This is a genomic window from Acetobacterium sp., from assembly GCF_036508315.1.
Taxonomy (GTDB): Bacteria; Bacillota; Clostridia; order Eubacteriales; family Eubacteriaceae; genus Acetobacterium.
Genome location: NZ_DATCHP010000005.1, coordinates 24,822 through 46,809, shown reverse-complemented (window position 1 = coordinate 46,809; position 21,988 = coordinate 24,822). Strand labels below are relative to the sequence as shown.

Here is a 21,988-nt window from a genome sequence, read left to right as displayed (position 1 = left end):
TTTTATACCACTATTGGATTGTTAGCAATATACTGACACGCTTGTGCAAAGGCCTCACAGGCAGCTTTACATGCTGACTGAGATCCTGTCATTAACGCTCCGCCAAAATTCGACGTCGCTGTAGGAGGCAGATATGTCTTGCAAATTTTTACATCGGCTGCTTTCAAAGCGGCATCAATACCATAAATTGACTCAATTGGTGGAGCTATACAATATGCCAGAGGCGTTCCAACAGGTATACCAGCCATTTCGGATAAATAAATGCCTGTACTTGAAATACAATGTGCTAAATATATTGATTCCCCATTATCATTTCCATTTACGAAAAATGCACCGTTTTTAATATAATTCGCACACGATTCAAGTCCGCTTTTCACTTCAGCTGGATTTTCACCTGCCAATATTCCGATAGCTTCTCCCGCAAATGTTGTAAAGTTCCCAACAAATGCCGAGAAAACACATTCTGCATATACTACCTCTACATCTGCTGCTTTTGTTGATTCATCAAGTGCAATAAAAGTAACATCATCAATTGACCCCGTAATAAGACCTAAACTCCTTTGATGGGGTTTAAGGTTTAGCGCCCTGGCTAAATCTTCACTTACATTGGGAATTACATTCTGACAAACTACATTGGCACGTATAATTTCTCCTATCACTGGTTAACGCTCCTTTCTAATCTATACTAATTTCAAATCAACGCCTGACATTTTATACTTGATCATTGTTTGACAAAGCTCGGCTATCTGGGCGCCGGCCTCAACGGGTACTGTTCCGAGTGCATGGATGTTGGAAATAACTGTTCTCCCGGCTTCTTCCATGCCCATTGTGGGTTTATATGTAATATATGCGCCCATTGATCCGGTAGAGTTTAAACCTGGTCTTTCTCCAACAAATACTGCAATAACATCCGCATCTGTTATTGCTCCAATTTCATCACCGATGGCGACACGACCATTGGTGACAAAGAATGGTGTTGAATAACTTAATCCCAATGATTTGAGCCCTTGCTCTAAAGCCGGTAAAAAATCTGCTGCGTTTTTCTCGATGGCACGGGAACTTAATCCATCAGCAAAAACAATTTGAACATTTAAATTCTTCACCGTATTTTTTTTGACGATTTCTACTGCTTCATCGGTTAGTTTTTTTCCAGTGTTTGGATTCTTGATATACTCGGCTTTGTCAACTGCAATGGTGGAAAGTGTAATAAATCCAAGTTCTTTAATAAGAGCAGGATTAACATCGGACCATACCGCATTTTGCGCAGCAGAATGGTCTGCTAAAAATCTCAAATATACTTTTGTTAAAGGTCTGGGACCTGCTCTCCAAATTCCTAATCGACCGGTTGTTGATTCCTTCATCTTCATATATCCGTCTCGATCATATGGATTCGGCACATAAAACGTTTCTTGCATCGTTGGTACAGTTAAATCTTCCACATAGCCATCATCGGTATTATCGGTTTTTGCTGAAACTTTCGATTCATCCTGATTAGAATGTGTTCCACTTTCGGCTAATTCTTCCTTAATCACATTTTTAATAATGTCACGAATTGTATCTTTTAAAGTAGCTTCGTTTAACATTTCATATCACCCCTTCTTATTATTTTAAGAAAATTGAAGCATCGCCGGCTTTTTCTGTAAATCTGCAGTTTTCATCGAGTATTTCCATTTTTTGCAACCATTTTTCAAATTCAGGTATTCTTCTCATTCCGGATAACTCTAAAAGTGTTTGCCAATCATGATTACCCAGTAATTGATAATTCAGCATAATGTCATCACCCATTGGTGCTGTTACAAATGCTGGCATCCCTGCATGGGCCAATAATAACGCAAGATTTTCAGAATCATTTTGACTTGCGGGCATATGATTGGTGTAACATACATCAACGCCCATAGGGAATAATGAAAGTGTTCCCATGAAGTGTTCTTCCAGTCCGGCACGTAATTGTTGTACTGAATCATAAATATACTCTGGTCCAATAAATCCGACTACGGACATGACATAAAATGGATCATAATGTCTGCCATAACCATAAGTACGTGCTTCGAGGGTAAGCATATCAACGCCCATATGTGCGTCAGCAGAAAGTTCTGAACCTTCTCCTGTTTCAAAATACATAATATTTTTCCCTCCGGAAATACACTCGCGTTTCCCAAGATCATAGGCCTCATCCAGTAATGCAGTGGTTACACCAAATGATTCATTTGCTTTTTGAGTCCCTGCAATCGATTGAAAAATCATATCCAGGGGTGCTCCCTTACGAAGTGCTGCCATTTGAGTGGTAATATGAGAAAGAACACAGTTTTGTGTGGGTATTTCCCATTTCATTCTAAATTCATATAATTTGTGAAGTAAGAATGTTGTTGATTCTACCGTATCCTGAACCGGATTCAGTCCAAGCATTGCATCCCCAACACCATAAGCAAGTGCTTCATAAAGTTCTGCAAAAATTGCATCGATGTCATCTGTTGGATGATTAGGTAATGCTCTGTTCGCTGCAATACCTCGGTTTCCTATGGTCGTAACACATGTGGCAACATTGTCAATTTTTTTCGCAACATAAATTAAATCCATATTAGACATAATTTTTGTTACTGCGGCAATCATTTCTGAAGTTAAACCCGTTGCGATTCTTTGAATAATCGGTCCTGTTGATGCGTATTGCATTAAAAAGTCGCGAAATTCTCCGACCGTCCAGTTTCTTATTTCTTTGTATACTGCTTCATTGACCTGATCCTGAATGACTCGGGTAACATCGTCAATTTCATAGGGAACTGCCGGATGATCCCGAATATCTGATAACAACATATCAGCCAGTACAATTTTTGCAGCAGCTCTTTCTTCTTTCGAAGTCGCAGCAAGACCTGCCAGCTCATCGCCTGACTTCTGTTCACTTGCTTTTGCCTGGACTTCATTAAGGTCTTTGAATTGATAGGTTCTTCCAAACAATACGGTTTTTAGTTTCATGCTTTCACTCCTTATTTTTTTAGATTATCCTGTATGCGATAATCAAAACTTTGATTCGTTCAGCTTTTCAGTTAACTAATCAAAGGATAAATGATCTTGTCTGCGGTAATCTATCCTTTGATCAGTTTAGCCTTACAGTTGAACTGATCTTATTTAAAGATTAAAGTTTTTACAACCACCGGCAATACCATCCCACCGGCAATCGGATTTCCAATATCAATGTAATCTCCATCACTGACTAAAATACTGTCAATACAAATAACCGGATGTTTGTTATCTAAAATCCGCTTAATTGTTTGCCCTAAAACTTTTGCTATATCCTCTTCAACTACAATTATTATGGGATAATTATGTTTGATCATTCCATTCAAACCTTTGATCAGTTGTTCAGCACAGGCTTCTATTTGTTTGAAAGTTGGTGAACATATTCCTTTAAATCCAATCGCTACTTTTTGAAATTCTCCTTCCAGTTTAAACCATTCAATACGCTTTGCAATCTCACCTGAAATTTCAGGAATACCACTATTTTCATTAAAAGGTATTCTCACAACTGGAATGTTTTTTAAAGGCAAAACTGATTTGTCATAGGTAACAGTACTCCCACTAATTTCAGCGGTGTGTGAACCCGCGCCTACTACTGTAGCTCTGATGGTTTCTTCTGATTCCATCACTTTTAATCTTGTGAACAGTTCTGATTGACGGATTTCACGACCTAAAATGATTCCAATATCCTGATACTTGAAAATGTCTTCGTTTTCATCGTAATGGTAAACAATATCTGCTACACCCCCAGAAAATGTAATGCAATCGATGGGCTTCTTTATTGGCATCTCTTTTGCCGTTAGCATCAACTCGTAGTATTGATCCCTGGCTTTCATACCAACAATAGTCTCAAGCTGACGAACCATTATTTTTGCCAATTTTGATAAACTCTCTTCATCAGCCATTTGACCCAACTCAATACCAAGTTTCTCAGTTTTAATTATTTGATTTATTTTTTCATTGATGTAAATTATTTTCCCATGATCGTCCATTTTAATTAAACGACCACCAATATCAAGACATCCTGTGCTGATTGGATCTCCATGATCAAATACGACTATGTTTGACGTTCCTCCTCCCACATCAATGTTTGCTACAACCGTATTCTGTTCTTTTGAAATCTTGTCTGAACCTGCACCTTTACCTGAAATGATACTTTCTAAATCAGGACCTGCCGTTGCCACTACAAAATCACCGGCATAACCGCTCAGTTTATGCAGAACCTCACTGGCATTAGCTCTTCGAGCTGTTTCTCCTGTAATAATAACTGCACCGATGTTAATATCTTTTTTTTCAATGTTCGCATTGCAAAACTCTTCATCAATTATTTTCATGACTTCATTCATATCAATACGATCATCTGAAGTCAGAGGGGTAAAATAGATTTTACTTTTGTAGATGATTCTCTTTCCAATAATTTCAATCCGGGCGATGTTAAAACTCGAAGCCATATTTTCAAGAAGGATCTTAGAAAATATCAGTTGCGTCGTTGATGTTCCAATATCTATTCCAACACTAAGAATCTCTTGTCTTTTAAAATTCTCCATAAATTATTCACCTCCTGGTTTCTTTATGAATTTAAACAATCACGAAAAAAGACGCAGCTTAAATTTTAAATATCTCTGTTAGATATTTAAACCTTAAGCTGCGTCGCCTAATACCATTGCTTCGTTGCAATGTAATAATTTAAATTATGTTCAATAAAAAAACGTAACCAAAAATATAAACATCTAAAAATAAGATATTCAAACTTTAAGCTACGTCACTTAATTAAATTGCTTCGTCGCAATTTATAGTTTAAATGCGAATGAAGTCGTTGTGCCTTCATTTCCTGTTTCAATGACTAATTTACCAGCCAGTTTTTCATAAACATAGGTTTTCACAATGGTAAGACCCAAACTATTTGATTTTATCTGTTCGGGATTGTAACCGATTCCATTATCTTTTACATCTACCACTTTGATTTTTCCATCACATGCAGTCGTAATTTCAATACAACCACCGCAACCATTAGGAAATGCATGTTTGAGTGAGTTTTGTATCAACTCATTCACGATTAAAGCGACTACCGTCGACTTTTCGCTGTCAATATAAAAATCAGTACCCTTCACAGAGATCTCAATCTTTTTATTCTCTGTTATTCCGTATGATAGCATATTTTGTTTTATTTTGTCAAGCACTTCTTTTACCGGCACCTTGTTGTTCGTTTTTTTTTCTAAAAGTTCATGTGTAACAGCTATACTCAGTATACGATTGATACTGTCACTTAATATGGCTTTAACTGCACTATCACTGCAACTCCGACTTTGAAGCCTAAGTAAAGACGCTACTGTTTGAAGATTATTTTTAATACGATGATGTATTTCATGAGAGGCTACCAAATAGCTGTTTACCTCATTTTCAAATTTTCGTATTTCCGTAATATCATCAATGAATACAATAATATCGATATTTGTTCTTTTAAGGACGAATATTCGTATTTTATAAAATTTGCTGCCAACTGAAACTTTTCCTTCGAAACTCTTTTCAATTACAAAATGACTATGATTTTCGGTATTAAATGAATCATTTACATTCGAAATGATATCATCAAAATTCTTTGATGAATAGTTCAGATTATCAAAATGCTGATTTTTTATGGATTTATATCCAAATTCCTGATATATTTTAATCGCACGCTGATTGAAATATTTTAAAAGGCCTTTGGCATCAAATATTAAAATCCCCTCGCGTATTTGCAAATCTTCATTTTCACTGTTAAATCCGAAAATTGAAATCAATATTTCATTTATTTTTTCAATATCAGGAAATGACTGCAACGAAACAATCGGTTCCACTGAGGAATTCAAATCAAGTACTTTTTCCAGTATTAAGGTGGCTACAACATTATTTTTATGAATAATTGGGACGACGGTTTGTCTTGTCCAAATTTTATTCTTATTTTTATCATAACTCACACCAATCGTATCTTTTGTTGTTACACCCAAATCAAAAGATCGAAACACAGCAGGTTCATTCTCCCTATATATAAGCTGTCCCATATATGAGTCAATATAAATCGATTTTCTTTTTTTATATGATTCGGCAACAACAACCGCAAGATCATCATCATGGACCTTAATATCGACAAAAGTCTCGCAATCAAATCCATCGTTAAAATAGGGAAGAATCTTTGCCACATCGATGATCGCCTCTATTTCATCGTTATTTAAAAGTGTAAACTCTTTACATTGCTTAACGATAAACTCTCGGTCACAATTATATGTCATATTGTCACCCTTTGCCTTTTTCCGCTGATAAAAGCAACACTTCGCTGATTACGCGGAGTGAACAACTTTTCTCCATACTTAGTGTTCTTAGTTTTTTATAGGCTGCGTCTTCATTAAGACCCTGGGTTTGCATTAAAAAACCTTTAGCCTTTTCAATTATTTTACGATCTTCTAATCTTTTTGTCACTTCATCAAGTTTTTGTTCAATATCTTCTGACTCAAGCGCTTTAGCATAAGCAATCTTTAATGCCGGAACCAATCTATTCTCATCTATGGGTTTTACGATGTAACCAAAAGCTCCGGCTTTTTTAGCACCCTCAATGTATGCATCGTCGGAGTATGCTGTTAAGAAAACGACACCCTTGCTAAGTTTGTCCCTGCGAATTATCTTAGCAGCACTCACCCCATCCAGATTAGGCATATTAATGTCAATAAGTACCATATCCGGATGATGCTCTTTGCATAAATTTATTGCATCAAAGCCATCTTTCCCTTCACCCAGAACTTCAAATCCCGCATCTTCCAGTATACACCTTATATCCATGCGTGTTATCGGTTCATCTTCAACAATGATAATTCTCATGATTAACCTCAACTCCACTCAAGAAATTTTCTTAACTCCTTGATTTTTTGATTTTTAAGTGATGAAATTTTAAATATTTCGTCAACACCTGATAATCTTAATGATTCTTCAGCATAAATATAATCTTCTTCATCCTGTATCAGGTCAATCTTAGTTACTATTCCAATGATCGGTTTGGTAAACATTCTGGCGAACCCTGGTGGGAATACATTTTGCCTGCTTTTGCAGTCCATTACCAGCGCAATAACATCAGCCTCTACGGATGTGACCTGTAAAGCTGAATAGTACCCTCGGTTTTCCAGATATTCTCCAGGTGTATCGATTACGTTTTTATGAAATTCTATTACTTGAGTTTTGTCATAATCAAACCTATAAGACTCCAATCTTTGAAATAATGTTGTCTTACCACTCCCGGATGAACCAATAAACATTACTTTTTTCATTGTAAAAACCTCACGTTCTAGTTACTATTGGTATTGACATCCCCTGTAACTTTGACAATGTTTTAAGAATCTTATCTACAGATGCTTCCACAGACGCCACATCACCCAGGATCACGAGAGAACCGTTAAAACGATCAACATAACCTATCGTAACGTCTCCAGCTTTTACTGCAACATCCGCTGCAATTATAGCAGCTTCACTGGGTGTTATTGTCAATATTCCAATAGAATTGTGATTCTCATCCAATCCTAATTTTTTATAGATGCTATTATCAGGATTTACAATAATATGCGCTAACGTAACCTGCTTACCTGGAACGTATTCCTGGATAACTCTTTGAACCTTTTCATTCATTATTGAACTCTCCTTAATTGGTTAAAGCGCTACCAACTTTTATTATCATATTAAATAATCATTTGTTTGTCAACACTTTAAACATTACATTCTTTATTTGAAATTTTATTTGTCATTCAACATAAAACTTAAATTACTGGTTATTCCTGATATGAGTTTTATACGTATTTCTTATTCCTTTTTTTCACAAAAATCCTGCCAATTTGCAGGGTATGCTGTAAAGAAAAATTTACAATGATCTGGGGAACCGAATGTTACGGATGAATCCTTTGGAATATAAAAGACATCCCCTGAATAACCAGTATATGTTTTCTCATTAATCGTTATTTTTAATGTGCCCTCTATTATGTAATCCAATTCATCATAACCCAAATACCAATCGAAGGATGATTTCTCAATTTCCAAAAATCCCGTCGCCATGTTTGGACATTCATCAATCGTTAATATTTCCTTAAACACAACGTTGTCTTTAGGATTTCCGGTATCGAATTTTTCACATACGACACTGTTTCCTCGTATGAGTCTCAACCCTTCAGGATCACAAACCTTATTCAATTGTTGTTCTTCTATTTTTAATTCTCCCATAACTTCATCCACAATACGCGATATGAGTTCTTCAGAAATGTTTGATTCTAAAACTCTCTCTTTAACTATTTGTTCAACGTTTTTATTCACTGTTATTGTCCTTTCTATAATAAAGTCTTCTTGAAGTCTTCATGTGGTGACGGGATCACTGTGTAGTAAACTAAATTCCCACTTTCTTTAATAATCTCTACACCAGCTTCAATGGATGCATTGACCTCTGAAACATCTCCTGTCATTATTAAATAGGATTTACCTCCTATTCCAGAACCAAGCCTTAATTCAACAAGCTGTACTGCTGATGTTTTAACACAAGTATCAGCTGCTACAATTAAAGACGCCATTGACAGACTTTCAATAACACCGATTGCGCCTATTTTCTCAATATTGCTGGAACCGGTTATGGCTGGAAAAATTTGCTCATCGACGTTTGGTATCATTAAATCATCAATAATAAATTCGTTACCCAAAAGTTTTGCACCTTTAATTGAATTTTCCACCGAGGCTACGTCCCCATATATGAATGTTATGTATTTTCCCGGACAAGTAGCTGTTGAAAACATAAGTTTTACATTTGCAATTTTCAGCATATGATCGGCTACTTCAATGCCTTTTGCGATACTGTTAAGTTCTATAAAACCAATTGCATTTAACATATTCTACCTCCTTTATATTCTTTCAATGGTTATCGATTCTTTTGAAACATCTGTGATCATTCCTGAAATACTGGCGTGAATACTCGCGCCCAGTTTTCCATCTTCCATTTCCCCAATGAGTGTCCCTTCATTGACAATCATGCCTTTTTCCACTATAGGCTTGGCAGGACCTCCGATATGTTGCTTCAGGGGTATGACTGCTTTTTTCAAATTGTAATCACAACTCATTAATGGGGCACTTAGGTCATATTTTTTTAACCCAAGCCTTTCAACAAGTCTTTTAACCGGTATTTTCCGATATTCAATCATTTCTGATACCGGTTTTTTTTCACCTTCTTTATCAATCTTTATACCTGATTCAGTCAGCTCCTGTTTAATCATTGCATTTACTTTTCTTGGGGATAACCCATTTGGACAGGCGTACAATTCACAGGCCCCACACTCAGAGCAACCTAATGCTGTTTTCATTCCAGAAAAATCAGATAAACCATAGTTTACAATTCTCATTACTATGTGGGGTTTAACATTATGACCAAGCAAATCCCTGGGACACAAATCTGTACACTTTTGGCATTGTATGCATGCGGTCTTTGACTGTTTTAATACCTGTTCTATATTTTTAGTTTTTTCTCTGACTAGTGAACAGCTTTTATCTAAGAGTATGATTGCTTTAGTCGTTTTCGTTATTGACATGTTAAAATCAGATATAATCTTTCCCATCATTGGTCCGCCGTCAATTCCAACTTTTTCATCTAAATTTTCGATACCGCAACACTCTAAGGCTTCTTTATAGCTCATTCCTATGGGAATGCAAAATGTACCAGGTTTTTTCACTTCCCCGGTAATGGTCACGTATGTGGAAGTCACCCTTTTACCTTTGCTCGCATTACTAATATTTAATACTGTTTCCACATTGCAAACGATACACCCTACATTTAAGGGAATACCACCTTTAGGTACAATCCTTTTTAAAACCTCATATACTGTTATTTGTTCGTCACCGGCAGGATAAAAATCTTTTAACAGACAAATCTCGATATTTTTATTGTTTTCTAATTGTTCTTTTAAACGATTGATCACTTCAGAATGTTTTGCTTTGATTGCAATGTAGCCCTTTTTAGCGCCTGTTTCTTGAATAATTCTGTTTAATCCTTCTATAATATCCCTGGTGAAGTGTAACAGTAATTCCTGATCAACTCGTATTAACGGTTCACACTCTGCCGCATTAACAATAATAACTTCGGCTTTCGCCGATAATTTCACATGTGTGGGAAAACCAGCGCCTCCTGCTCCGACAACACCGGCTTCCTTAATGGTATTTATAAAATCACTACTCATCCATATCCTCCTCTCCATCGGTTTTTGCATCAATAATGCCGATAATAATACAATCAACCGGTGAATTTTCCAGGCCTTTAGACCTTCTTGCTGCGCTTCCTTTTGTCAATAATACCAGTTCCCCGATTCCAGCTCCGATTAAATCAGTGGCAACAACTATTTCACCATCCTCACATTCTTTTTCTCGATTTAATAGCTTTACTTTAAGAAACTTTAAACCCCTTAAACCATCTTCTTTTCTTGTACACCAAATACTGTCTACAACCCGTCCAATGTTCATTAAATATTCCGCCTTTCATCGAACTCTTTTAAAATACGCTCCACAGCTTCATTAACTGAAGCTGTATCACCCAGTACTGCTATCATTGCAAAATGCTGTGGACATATCCCTTTTATTTCAACAACATTTACATTTGCTGCTTTTTCGGCAATATCTGTCGCAGCAAGCATTTCCACAAGTTTTCCCTGAATTAATCCTACCGTATCAAATTCCTTGCTTTCCAGAAAATCATTTGAAAGTGATCGATTCTTCAGCATTTTTATAACGCCTTCTGAAGGAGACTTAATTATTTCAATATCCATATTGGTCACTATTTTTATCTTGTATACAATTCATTGCTATTCCTATGGGGGTTACAAAATGAGGGTTTCTCGGTTTATATGTTTTAATTTTCAAGTCCTTTTCTATTACTTTTTCTATGTTTAAAAGACAGCTGGTACCTCCTACTAAATAAATACCATCAATATTATACTTTTCAATGTGCTTTTTGATTATTGACGCTATTTTCTGTGCTACTGGCTTAAGCAATCCAGAAACTTCTTCCTGTTTTTGTGGGTCCTGCTTAATAATCTCTGCTTCTTCAAATGAAATTCTATAATTTCCTGCAATCACTAAAGTGCATTGGGTTCCTCCGGTAGGTTCATCAGCAACAGAAACTATTTTTCCATCTTTTATTATGGCCAGGCCTGTTGTACCACCACCTATGTCCACAACAACACCATTCTTTATTCCCAGCACTGCATTTGCAGCGGTAGGTTCATCTACAACATTAATCACTTCAAACCCAGCACCTTCAACTACATTTTTAAGATACCTTGTATCATTAATTGTTGTACCCGGTGGTATTGCTACAGCTGCATTTTTCAATTCGCAACCAATTTTGTCTTCAATTTCTTTTTTCAGTTGTTTAACAATTTTCAATGCTCCCAGATAATCCAGAACTAAGCCATCTTTAACAACTTGTGCAAATCGGTATGCACCAGCAATGGGTTTTTTGTTCTCGTCCAATACACATATTACGATATAGGCTGTGCCCAGATCCACTCCTACAAACAACTGCTCTTTATTTTTGGGTATTATTGGATTCTTAAGAGCACTTACAAATTCAGATGTAATTTTATCAGAATCTTTAAAAAAATACATTCCTTCTCAACCTCCATTCTATTTTGCAATCCTTTACAAATAAAAAACAAAAAACTTCCACGTCATTACCCATTTTATTGGATAATCACATGGAAGCTTCGTCGCTTTTATACAAATGCCTCGTTGCATTTATATTATATATCTTTGAGTCATTATCTCAAATTAATTTTATATTGTCAACCTTCATTATTCAGAACAATAAATAAATCGTTTAAAGCAACTGAAACAAAAACCTCTTTGTCTATTATGAATAATACACAAAGAGGCTGGTTTTATACTTCTAATTTTTTCTTTCGGTAAGCTTTGAGGTACTTGACATTAAAACTGTCTCGGCCTGCCAGTGTTTCTGCTGCGCAAATGCTGGACATCATTTTCCTGTCCAGTGGGTCAATCAGAAGTGAATCCAGGCCTTTGGCAATGGCCATGACTGCAAAATTCCGATTAAGAAATTTACGTTCAGGCAATCCAAAGGAGATATTTGATAAACCGCAAATGGTATGAATGCCTTTATATTTTTCCATGATGGTTTCCACGGTATCAATAAACCCCATACCAAAGGTGTTATTTGTGGAAATGGGTTGAACCAAAGGATCCACATAGATATTTTCAAGCTTCACATTATTTTGGATCAGCCGATTAATTAATATATCTGCGATTTTTAAACGATCTTCTTTGGTTTCCGGCATTTTCTGATCATTCATACACAATGCCACAACTTTTAGAGATGTTCCTGCAATCAGCGGTAAGATCGTATCCAGTCGTTTCTTTTCCAGAGATATGGAATTAACCATGGCCTCTTCTCCATTGAGTTTGATTCCCCGTTCAATGACTTTGGGATCAGGACTGTCAATGGAGCATGGGAGTTTAGTGACTTCTTTGATGTTTTTGATGAGCCACTCCATGTAGTCCCCTTCTTTGCCAACAAATATTCCTGCATTGACGTCGATATAGGTGGCTCCGGCTTCGGTTTGGTCAATGGCCAGCTTCTGAATAAAGGCCGCATCATTTTGTTTAATGGCCTCGCCAACCGATTTACGGCTGGCGTTAATTAGTTCTCCTACAATAATCATATGATTTTCTCCAGTCTATGAAGCTATGAGGGTTCTTGCCAGTACAACAGCTTCCCCGGCATCTTCAGAAAAACCATCAGCGCCGATTTCGTTGGCAAACTCCTGAGTAACCGGAGCCCCGCCAACCATTGTTTTTACATTCAAATCAGAATTGCGAATGGCTTCCACGGTTTCCCCCATGGTTGTCATGGTGGTTGTCAGCAGTGCTGACAAACAAATAATATTGGCTTTATTATCTCTGGCTGTCTTCATGAATTTTTCAGCCGGTACATCAATGCCGAGATCGATGACTTCGAAGCCTGCACTTTCCATCATCATGGAAACAAGGTTTTTACCGATATCGTGGAGATCTCCTTCTACTGTTCCAATAACCACAAGGCCTCGTCCGCCATCATCCCCTTTGAGGTATGGTTTAATCACTTTCATCCCTGCTTTCATGGCGTTTGCCGCCATAAGCATTTCCGGTACAAACAGATCACCGATTGAAAAAAGTCTGCCGACTTCATCCATGGCACCGATGAGACCTTCATTAAGAATCACCTGACTGTCCACACCCGCTTCAATGGCTTCTTTTACCGCTTCAACGACATCGTCATCTTCAAATTCCATAATTGCATCATAAATTGCTTGTGTACTCATTATTTTTTCTCCTTAAATTTCATTTTATTTTTACCAGACCATATCGCCTTTAACAAGGCCGGGGAAATTATTTCTGATTTTTTCATCGATCTCTTTTGTAAATGTTTTCTGTTCAGACTTTTTGAAAATTTTATTCACTTCCTGGAAGGCTCTGTCTTCTGCTGTAAATCGGTTGCTTTCCCATTTTTTACGCATTTCTCTGGTGGCAACTTTAGGATAGAACGCCATTTTCCGCATATTCTTTTGGGTATGCTTGAGATCCAAATAGGTTCCTCCCGGGCCAACTTCATGGATGAGATCCAAGCAGAGGTTTTCTTCGCTGAATTCCATACCACGTTTCATCCGTTTAAGCATCAAAGCTATTTCATTGTCAATGACTGCTTTGGAATAATCAAAGGCCATTAAGCTTCCCAATAGGCCGCCCATATTAAAAAGATCTGATCCGGCCAATAGGGCGCCGGTGGTATTAATGCCTGTTTCGTATCCGCACTGGGCGTCATTGATCTGGGAATTGGTCAGACCAATATATCCCCCTGAAGGCACACCATAATATCTGGCCATTTGGGAATGGGCCATTTGTAAAATACCTGTTTCAACGGCACCTGGTGCATAGTTCCCTGTTCTTAAATCTGCCACCGTTGATAAAACGGCATAGATCATGGGTGCTCCTGGACGAATGAGTTGTATTAGTGTGGAAAGGGCTAAAAATTCAGCATTTCCTAAAACTAAGGTCCCAGTCATGGACATTGGGGATGTCATTCCTGCATTGGGAACAATGGTTCCGTAAACAGGTAATCCCTTTTCGGTGAGATAAATCACCGCGTCTGTGGAATCCACATCCATGGTGAGTGGCGAAACCACCGGGCAATAGTGGTGGTTAATAAAAGGTCTTTCATAATAAGCTTCTTTACCACCGGCAATGATTTCTCCAATCTCCAGAACATCTTCTAAATCTTTAATGGTCGGTGTGTTGCTTCGCACCGGTTTTTTGCAATTTTTCAGGGCTGGATAAAACCGGGAAACGCTGATTTGACCTTTCGGTGCATCCTGAGCCAGAGTGGAAATGGAAAAGACATCAAATCCATCAAGTTCATTAATGAGATTTGCAATGTTTGCAATATCCGAGGAAGTTGCCCGACGATCTTCCCCGGTTTTAGGGTCGATGACATTGGGAGCAGAGCTTCCGGTAACGACTACCGGACGATTATCAGGCAATACAATATCATATTTGGGATCCTGCGCTGTAAATACATATTTGGGAACATAAGACTTCCGACATTCTTCCACGATTTTTCCGGGAATTTTCACAAGGTGGGTTGTTTCATCAACAGAACAGCCAGCCTTTTTGAAAATTTCTCTGGCTTTTTCATTTCTCACGCTTAATCCTGTATTTTCTAAAATATCCAGGGATGCTTCATGAATCCGCTTTACTTCTGCTTCTGTATAATAATCCATAAATTTCATTGATTGTTCCTCCAAGTAAGTTAAATTTTTTATTTATATGCTTTCGGTAAATATTTCAGTCGGCCGATACCTGATTCTGAAATTTTATAATTTTCGATAAGCTCATCATTTTTATCAATGCTCACTTCTGAAATTTCAATTAATCCCAAAGCTCGCATGGATAATAAATGATTGTCCATGGCTTTTTTCTTGAATTGTCTTTCTTTTCCGTAATCATTCTCAAGTTCCTTCATAATATCTTCAGAGTTCACACTATCTTTTTTTGTTGACATCAGATAAAGGATTCTGAAGCGCAGGGGAAGCTTAATCGCCATTTTTCATACCTCCATATGCTTTATTTACTTCTTAAATTGATTAATTCTTTTGGGTTCGCTCCTACTAAAATGGCTCCACAAGTTATTACGAGACCACCAATGATAAGATTGGGTGTGATTACTGTTCCAATTAACAACCAGCCAAAGAATACTGACCATAAAGCATAGGTAATGTTTAATGCCATTGCTCTTGAAGCCCCGGTCATATTGATTGCCTTATACCAGCAGATGTAAGAACCGCCGCCTAAAAGTGCGGCGACAATGATGATCCAAACACTTGTAGTTGTAAATGCTGCTGCAATCATTTGATATCCAACGACTCCAAACATGATGGGAAGGACTGCCACAAGATATACACTAAATGAGGCTGCTTCACGAATTCCCACAGCAACTTCTGGATCTACCATATCCATACCAAATCCTGAGATAACGCCTTCTGTTCCCCAGCCGATGGCTGCTAAACAGGCAAGTCCGATTCCAGCATAGAAATATGGATACATCCCTGCAGCAGGCGGAACCCAGCTTACGATCATAACCCCAGTAATTGAAAGTAAAATACCGATCCATGTTCTGATACCGATCTTTTCCTTAAGAATGATAACGGAGAGTACGGCGCCAATTGCAGGATATATTGCGGTAATTGCAAGTGCGTAGGATGGCCCGGCAAGGGTGATCCCCAGCATATAACCGGACATTCCGATTGGTCCTCCGAAACAAGCGGCCAAACATACCAGCATCCCAGGTTTTGTTCTTATGGTACGACCGTATTCCCGCCATTTACCATTGAATAAATTATAGAAAAAAACCCATAATCCTGCAAAACCATCATGCATTGCCGCCCCGACAATCGGTGCCAAGAGTAGACTGACACCATCAGTAAATGGGGCCATTCCGAAAGCAATGCTCATGATTACTCCACTTAATCCCCAGGAAGCACCGGAAACCACTCCAAATAATAGCCCTCGTTTTGCATGGCCTATTTCCTGTTTTTCTAAACGTTCAGTAGTGTTCATAAAAATCCACCTTTCAAAATTTAAATTACTATATACTAGAGTTTACTGACCATTTCTTGAATTGCTTCTTCGTTATCTTCGATCCAATCCATTAACTTGATTTGGTGTTTTAAATAGGCAAGATATTCATAATCATTGAGCTCTTCCATATCGTTGTAGTAAGCATCCGCACACCAGTTAATCAGATACATATTGGCAAAGGCCATCATATTTTTCATTGAGGCTTTTTCTTCTTTGGTAAAGCCTGTTAATCCTTTAAGCTCATGCATCCGCTGTTCGTAAGCATTTAAGAATATTTCACACTTATCCAAACGCAGCTTATCCTCTTCTTTATCCTCCCAGTAACAGCAGGTGTAAACCATTCCCAGACAAACATCAAAAAGTCTGAGTTCAATTTTCGACCAGTCAAAATCGAATATTCCTACAACCTGTTCGTCTCTGAATTTCACATTTCCTGGGTGATAATCATTATGGGTAGGGTTATAGGGCATTTTTCCAGCCAGGTCTTTATCGATCTTATTTTTTTCAATAACCTCAATAATAGCATTAAGTTTTTTATTGAAAAATTCATGGTAAATATTATCGCAGTCTTTGGCTGCATACTCTTTAAATATGTTTGGCAGTGTATCCACAAAATCCAAAATTTTTAGTTCAACACGTTCCAATCCCTTAGGATCAAAATCCCTCGTTGCATTGTGGAAGGTTGCCATGACCTCTGCCATACTGGCAAATTCTTTATCTGTACAATAGGGTGTAAGCCAGGTGTACTTATCTTCCCCCTCTAAATAATCGTAAACTGCATAGTATTCAATATTATTATCTTCTCCGTTTATGATCGGGTTTTCAACTTTGATAAAACCCCTGCCATCAGCGGCGGGAATGATGCCTGCGGCTATGTCCAATCCGTGTTCTTTTGCAAAAGTTATGAGTTCATGTTCAAACTCAATTTCCTTTGCCTGAACCCCACTCTTATATTTTCTGATAAATAGTTCCTGGATCTCACCATTCTTTTCCACTCGAATGCCAAAACTTCGATTGACATAACCACCGAAAATTTCGAATACTTCAACGACTTTTCCAAAATCGTATTCATTTTCAACAATTTCAATGACCCGTTTTCTTAAAAATAACTTATCCAGATCTTCCTGAAGATTTGTGACCCCGGTACTGATTTCCTTAATCTGAGTATACATAAGATACAGTTGTTCTGATGTTTTTGGTTTGAACTCCAACATTTTCGACGTGTCCATCTTCATTTTGTACTCCCCTTTGTTAATTAATTGTAATCGACTACTTGCTTTACAGTATATATAAACCTGACTCTTATTTAAATAAAATTTCTTGTTTGCTTTGGTAATATCCTGTTATTTTTAATTTTTAATAAACTTTCCATTGACTTATCGTTTTTCAGCTCTCTTACTCTGGCAATAAAACAGGAAAAGTCAATGCAGTTGAAACGAGTCCTCTCGTCTTCGAAATAAAAAAAACGTTTGGATTAGAAGCACACCGTGCTAATAATTCAAACGCTGATAATATTATACAAGAGGCGATTATCAATCGCCTGAGGTTCCAATACCTAAAAAAACGCAATCTGATTCGAGGCCGGCAGCTGGTTGAGGCAGCCTTGTTTTTCCAGGGTTTCGATGATTGACTTGCCTATTTTTGTTCGAACCTGTAAATCCTCCCGGGACATATACGGGCGGATCTGGGCTTCTTCAAAAATCCGCTGAGCGGCTTTATCACCAATGCCTTCCAGGGCATTGAGAGGTGGCAACAAAGCATCTCCGACAATACGAAATTGGGTATGGTTTGATTCATAGACGTCCACATTTTTAAAGGTATAACCCCGGCACATCATTTCATGGGCAATTTCCAAAACGGTGAGAAGGTTTTTTTCCTTATTGGAGGCCTTATTCCCAACATCTCTGATATGATTCATCATATCCATCACGTGACTTTTACCCTGACTGATAAGCTGGGCATCAAATTCGCTGGCACGAACCGTGAAGTAGGTGGCGTAGTAGGCTAAGGGGTAATACACTTTGTACCAGGCAATCCGAAAGGCCATGGTTACATAAGCGGCGGCATGGGCTTTGGGGAACATGTACTTGATTTTTTTACAGGAATCAATATACCATCCCGGGACTTTGTTCTTTTTCATTGCTTCTTCCCATTCCGGTTTCAATCCTTTTCCTTTTCGAACCGCTTCCATAATGGTAAAGGCGGTTTTTGCTTCGAGTCCGGCGTAAATGAGATAAATCATAATATCATCACGGGTACAGATGGCTTCTTTAATGGTGGCTTTTTTGTCTCTGATTAATTCCTGGGCGTTGTTAAGCCAGACATCGGTTCCATGGGATAGTCCTGAAATCCGGATCAGGTCTGAAAAGGCGGTGGGTTTGGTATCCATGAGCATTTCCCGGACAAAGCTGGTACCGAACTCTGGAATGCCGCAAACACCCAGTGGGGATTCAAAATCGTCATCGGATAATTCCAGGGCCCTGGTGGAGGTGAAAAGACTCATGGTCTTTGCATCATCCAACGGGATTTTTACGGGATCAACCCCGGTGAAGTCTTTTAGCATCTTAAGCATGGTGGGATCATCATGCCCGAGAATATCGAGTTTCAAAAGGCGGCCGCTGATGGATTCATAGGCGAAATGGGTGGTAATGGTATCACTTTCGGTATCGTCGGCCGGATGCTGCACCGGACAGAAATCATAAATATCCTTATAGGTTGGAACAACCATAATCCCCCCGGGATGCTGGCCGGTTGTTTTTTTCACGCCGGTACAGCAATTAATCACCCGGTCCAGTTCGGCCCTTGGGACTTTGATGTCATTTTCATCATAATAATTTTTTACAAAACCAAAAGCGGTTTTATCGGCAATGGTTGAAATGGTTCCGGCGCGAAATACTTTTCCTTTGCCAAAAAGAACCTCGGTGTAACGGTGGGCCTCGGCCTGATTATCGCCGGAAAAGTTAAGGTCAATATCCGGTTCTTTATCGCCTTCAAAGCCCAGAAAGGTTTCAAAGGGAATATCAAATCCGTCTTTTTCCATTTTGGTGTTGCACTGGGGACAGTTAGCTTCTTTTAGATCCGGACCCACGCCGACTTCGTTGCTGTCAAAAAATTCGGAGTGTTTGCACTTGGGACAGCGGTAATGGGGGGCCAGGGGATTCACCTCGGTGATGCCGCAGAGGGTGGCCACAAAAGAAGACCCAACCGACCCCCGGGAACCCACTAAATAGCCGTCTTCCATGGAATGGTGGACTAATTTCTGGGCGATCAGATAAAGCACGGAATAGCCGTTGCCGATAATGGAATCCAGTTCTTTTTTTATCCGCTTTTCCACAAGCTCGGGTAAGGGGTGACCGAACAGCTCTTTGGCCTGGCTTTCAACCATTTCTCTGATTTCATCGTCTGATCCTTCAATAATGGGAGGATAGGTGCCATCGGGAATGGGCATTACCGAATCCATCATATCAGCAATTCTGCGCGGATTTTCGATAACCACTTCCCTGGCAGTGGCCTCATCCAGATACGTGAATTCTGCCAGCATTTCATCGGTGGTCCGGTAAAATAAGGGGGGTTGTTTGTGGGCGTCCTTATAGCCCTGTCCGGAAAACAGAATTTCACGATAAAGGGAATCCTCTTTGTTGACAAAGTGAACATCACCGGTGGCAACCACCAGTTTGTTCAGGCTTTTTCCCAATGCAATGATGCCTTTGTTAATTTCAATCAGGGCTGCCTGATCGGGAATGCTGTTTTTATCAATGAGATACTGGTTATTTCCCAAAGGCTGAATTTCCAGATAATCGTAGAAATTTGCGATTTGGACCAGCTCGCTGTTTGATTTATTGTTGACAAATGCGGTGAACAATTCCCCGGCTTCACATGCTGAACCGATGATGAGATTCTTTCTGCTTTCTGCCAATAGGGATTTTGGAATTCGCGGCTTTTTGTAAAAATAATTTAAATGGGATTCGGATACCAGTCGATAAAGATCCTTAATCCCTGCCTGGTTTTTTGCATAAATGATAATATGGTTGGTATTGTTAATCCGAATACTTCGCTCTCTAGTGGATAGGGTATTCAGGCTCTGGATGGAAGTGCATCCCTTTTTTTCGGCCAGATCAAGTAGCTTTACAAAAACCTTGGCAGATGCTGCGGCATCGTCAAGGGCGCGATGGTGATTTCCCATATCAATTTTAAAAAAACTGCAGAGTTTCTTCAGATTATGTTTATTGATCTGGGTTAAAAGACATCTGGCCATGGCCAGGGTATCCACTGCCGTGAATTCCCTAACCATGTCATGGTCTTTTAAGGCTTTGGTCAGGAAACTCATATCAAAGGGGGCATTATGGGCGACTAAAACAGACTCCCCGGCGAAATCGAGAAAGCCTTTAAGGGCATGGTCTTCTTCAATGCCTTCGGCAACCATCTGGTTGGTAATTCCGGTAAGATTGGTAATGAATGCCGGAATTTCACAATGGGGATTCACCAGTTTTGTATAGCTGTCAATGATCTGTTTGTTTCTGATTTTAACGGCTGCAATTTCAATGATTTTATGGTTTCCGGGAATCAGTCCGGTTGTTTCCAAATCAAAGAAAATAAAGTCACGGTCAAATGCTTCATCCTGTTCTCCAAATACCATATTAAGCTGATCTTCTACCAGATAGCCTTCAACGCCGTAAAGAACCTTAATGTTTTTCTTTTTTCCCAACTCCATCATTTCAGGGTAGGCCTGTAAAACCCCGTGGTCGGTAATGCCAATGGTGTCATGACCGAAATCAGAGGCCTGTTTCATGATTTTTTCAACTTTGCTCACTGCATCCATGGCACTGAATTGACTGTGAATGTGGAGCTCAATGCGTTTCTCCGGGGCATCATCGGTGCGGATGATTTCCCGGGAAAGGTTAATGTTGCGCGGGTGAAGAAGCAGTTCCTGGGAATATTCATCATAGTTGATTTTCCCTTCGATAAGGTACCAGCTGTCGTTTTGGATGCCGTTCACCACTTCTTCTTTATCCGTAAATATTTTACAGGAAATACTTCCGGTGTTATCGGTAATGTTAAAGGTTAAAAGGGTTTTTTTATTTTTTAAAGGTCGATTATTGATTCCAAAAACCCAGCCCTTAAAAACAAAGGTTCCGCCTTCGGAGTGGCCGTTATCCGTAAAATCAATTTCGCTTAAAGGCAGAATTGGTTTGGTGATTTTCTTTCCCAGAACCACATCTCCGGGCTTTTCTGCTTTGGGAAGATTCTTTTTCGGATCGGTTTTCTCGGCCACCGGTTTAATGGCTGCCAGACGCTTTTGTAAATCCTCTTCCCCTTTTTCGGCTACGGCCTCATTATCTGAAAAACGAACCACCAGGTTTGATTCCAAACCATAGTGTTCTGAAACCAGGCGTTTAAAACGATTTTTAAAGATGTCCAGGGCTTCGCCATCCAGGGTTCCGGTTGAACGCCCCCTGACGTAAAATGTATTGCCTTCTGCCACCATGGTATTAATTAAAAGAATATTGGTAACCTTTGTGTTAATAGTGGTTAAAAGCTGAGTAACTCCCGGACCATCGGCAAGCAGAAGGGCTTCACCGCTGGGATAAATTTGCGGGGCAACCTCAATTTTCAGGTCGTCCACATAGTCGAAAATCTTTCCCAGTTCGGTTTCTATGATCTCTGAATTGGTTTCTTTTTTAGGGCATGAAAACTTAAAAATCAATTCCCCCTGGGCGGAATTGATTTTTATGCTATCCGTTATTAATCGATATTCATCAATAATTTTTTGATAACGCTCTTGGCGTTGGGTTATTATACTCAAGGG

At 38.8% G+C, this 21,988-nt stretch carries 21 protein-coding genes; all 21 read right to left on the bottom strand.

Annotation, left to right across the window (positions count from 1 at the left end):
* Positions 1-2 precede the first annotated feature (2 nt).
* The 21 genes from eutL to VIK44_RS00465 all read right to left on the bottom strand — a co-directional run bounded on the left by eutL (position 3) and on the right by VIK44_RS00465 (position 21,985).
* Positions 3-659, bottom strand: coding sequence for an ethanolamine utilization microcompartment protein EutL (eutL, locus tag VIK44_RS00565; RefSeq protein WP_331551875.1), 657 nt, complete (start codon positions 657-659; stop codon positions 3-5).
* A 21-nt stretch (positions 660-680) separates the two neighbouring features.
* Positions 681-1,583, bottom strand: coding sequence for an ethanolamine ammonia-lyase subunit EutC (gene eutC / locus VIK44_RS00560; protein ID WP_331551874.1), 903 nt, complete (start codon positions 1,581-1,583; stop codon positions 681-683).
* 19 nt (positions 1,584-1,602) lie between these two features.
* On the bottom strand, positions 1,603-2,970 hold the full coding sequence (gene eutB, locus VIK44_RS00555) for an ethanolamine ammonia-lyase subunit EutB (RefSeq protein ID WP_331551873.1): 1,368 nt from the start codon (positions 2,968-2,970) through the stop codon (positions 1,603-1,605).
* 149 nt (positions 2,971-3,119) lie between these two features.
* On the bottom strand, positions 3,120-4,559 hold the full coding sequence (gene eutA / locus VIK44_RS00550) for an ethanolamine ammonia-lyase reactivating factor EutA (protein WP_331551872.1): 1,440 nt from the start codon (positions 4,557-4,559) through the stop codon (positions 3,120-3,122).
* 243 nt (positions 4,560-4,802) lie between these two features.
* Positions 4,803-6,281 carry a histidine kinase N-terminal domain-containing protein gene (locus VIK44_RS00545; protein WP_331551871.1) on the bottom strand — a complete coding sequence of 493 codons (1,479 nt, stop codon included), beginning with the start codon at positions 6,279-6,281 and terminating at the stop codon, positions 4,803-4,805.
* A gap of 4 nt (positions 6,282-6,285) precedes the next feature.
* Positions 6,286-6,864: an ANTAR domain-containing response regulator gene (locus VIK44_RS00540; protein ID WP_331551870.1), complete on the bottom strand. Its 579-nt coding sequence runs from the start codon at positions 6,862-6,864 to the stop codon at positions 6,286-6,288.
* A gap of 8 nt (positions 6,865-6,872) precedes the next feature.
* Positions 6,873-7,307 carry a EutP/PduV family microcompartment system protein gene (locus tag VIK44_RS00535; protein WP_331551869.1) on the bottom strand — a complete coding sequence of 145 codons (435 nt, stop codon included), beginning with the start codon at positions 7,305-7,307 and terminating at the stop codon, positions 6,873-6,875.
* Positions 7,308-7,317: 10 nt separating this feature from the next.
* Positions 7,318-7,665, bottom strand: a complete 348-nt coding sequence (locus tag VIK44_RS00530) for a BMC domain-containing protein (protein ID WP_414637032.1) — start codon at positions 7,663-7,665, stop codon at positions 7,318-7,320.
* A 168-nt stretch (positions 7,666-7,833) separates the two neighbouring features.
* Positions 7,834-8,337, bottom strand: coding sequence for a cupin domain-containing protein (locus tag VIK44_RS00525; RefSeq protein WP_331551867.1), 504 nt, complete (start codon positions 8,335-8,337; stop codon positions 7,834-7,836).
* 14 nt (positions 8,338-8,351) lie between these two features.
* Positions 8,352-8,900 (bottom strand): BMC domain-containing protein, encoded by a 549-nt coding sequence (locus VIK44_RS00520; protein ID WP_331551866.1) that lies wholly within the window; start codon positions 8,898-8,900, stop codon positions 8,352-8,354.
* A 12-nt stretch (positions 8,901-8,912) separates the two neighbouring features.
* Positions 8,913-10,238 carry a 4Fe-4S dicluster domain-containing protein gene (locus tag VIK44_RS00515; protein WP_331551865.1) on the bottom strand — a complete coding sequence of 442 codons (1,326 nt, stop codon included), beginning with the start codon at positions 10,236-10,238 and terminating at the stop codon, positions 8,913-8,915.
* Positions 10,231-10,518: a EutN/CcmL family microcompartment protein gene (locus VIK44_RS00510; protein WP_331551864.1), complete on the bottom strand. Its 288-nt coding sequence runs from the start codon at positions 10,516-10,518 to the stop codon at positions 10,231-10,233. Before VIK44_RS00510 ends, VIK44_RS00515 begins: the two co-directional genes overlap by 8 nt.
* On the bottom strand, positions 10,518-10,820 hold the full coding sequence (locus VIK44_RS00505; protein WP_331551863.1) for a BMC domain-containing protein: 303 nt from the start codon (positions 10,818-10,820) through the stop codon (positions 10,518-10,520). Before VIK44_RS00505 ends, VIK44_RS00510 begins: the two co-directional genes overlap by 1 nt.
* Positions 10,810-11,661: an ethanolamine utilization protein EutJ gene (eutJ, locus tag VIK44_RS00500; protein ID WP_331551862.1), complete on the bottom strand. Its 852-nt coding sequence runs from the start codon at positions 11,659-11,661 to the stop codon at positions 10,810-10,812. The genes VIK44_RS00505 and eutJ overlap by 11 nt, the downstream gene beginning before the upstream one ends.
* Positions 11,662-11,933: 272 nt before the next feature.
* Positions 11,934-12,731, bottom strand: coding sequence for a methyltetrahydrofolate cobalamin methyltransferase (locus VIK44_RS00495; protein WP_331551861.1), 798 nt, complete (start codon positions 12,729-12,731; stop codon positions 11,934-11,936).
* 15 nt (positions 12,732-12,746) lie between these two features.
* Entirely contained in the window at positions 12,747-13,370 is a 624-nt protein-coding gene (locus VIK44_RS00490) for a corrinoid protein (protein ID WP_331551860.1), read from the bottom strand.
* A 30-nt stretch (positions 13,371-13,400) separates the two neighbouring features.
* A complete protein-coding gene (locus VIK44_RS00485) occupies positions 13,401-14,834 on the bottom strand; it encodes a trimethylamine methyltransferase family protein (RefSeq protein WP_331551859.1) in 1,434 nt (477 codons plus the stop codon).
* Positions 14,835-14,863: 29 nt separating this feature from the next.
* Positions 14,864-15,148: a hypothetical protein gene (locus VIK44_RS00480; protein ID WP_331551858.1), complete on the bottom strand. Its 285-nt coding sequence runs from the start codon at positions 15,146-15,148 to the stop codon at positions 14,864-14,866.
* 20 nt (positions 15,149-15,168) lie between these two features.
* Entirely contained in the window at positions 15,169-16,161 is a 993-nt protein-coding gene (locus VIK44_RS00475) for a DMT family transporter (RefSeq protein ID WP_331551857.1), read from the bottom strand.
* Between the two features lie 35 nt (positions 16,162-16,196).
* Positions 16,197-17,417, bottom strand: a complete 1,221-nt coding sequence (locus tag VIK44_RS00470; protein WP_331551856.1) for a phosphotransferase — start codon at positions 17,415-17,417, stop codon at positions 16,197-16,199.
* 320 nt (positions 17,418-17,737) lie between these two features.
* On the bottom strand, positions 17,738-21,985 hold the full coding sequence (locus VIK44_RS00465) for a PolC-type DNA polymerase III (RefSeq protein WP_331551855.1): 4,248 nt from the start codon (positions 21,983-21,985) through the stop codon (positions 17,738-17,740).
* Positions 21,986-21,988 lie beyond the last annotated feature (3 nt).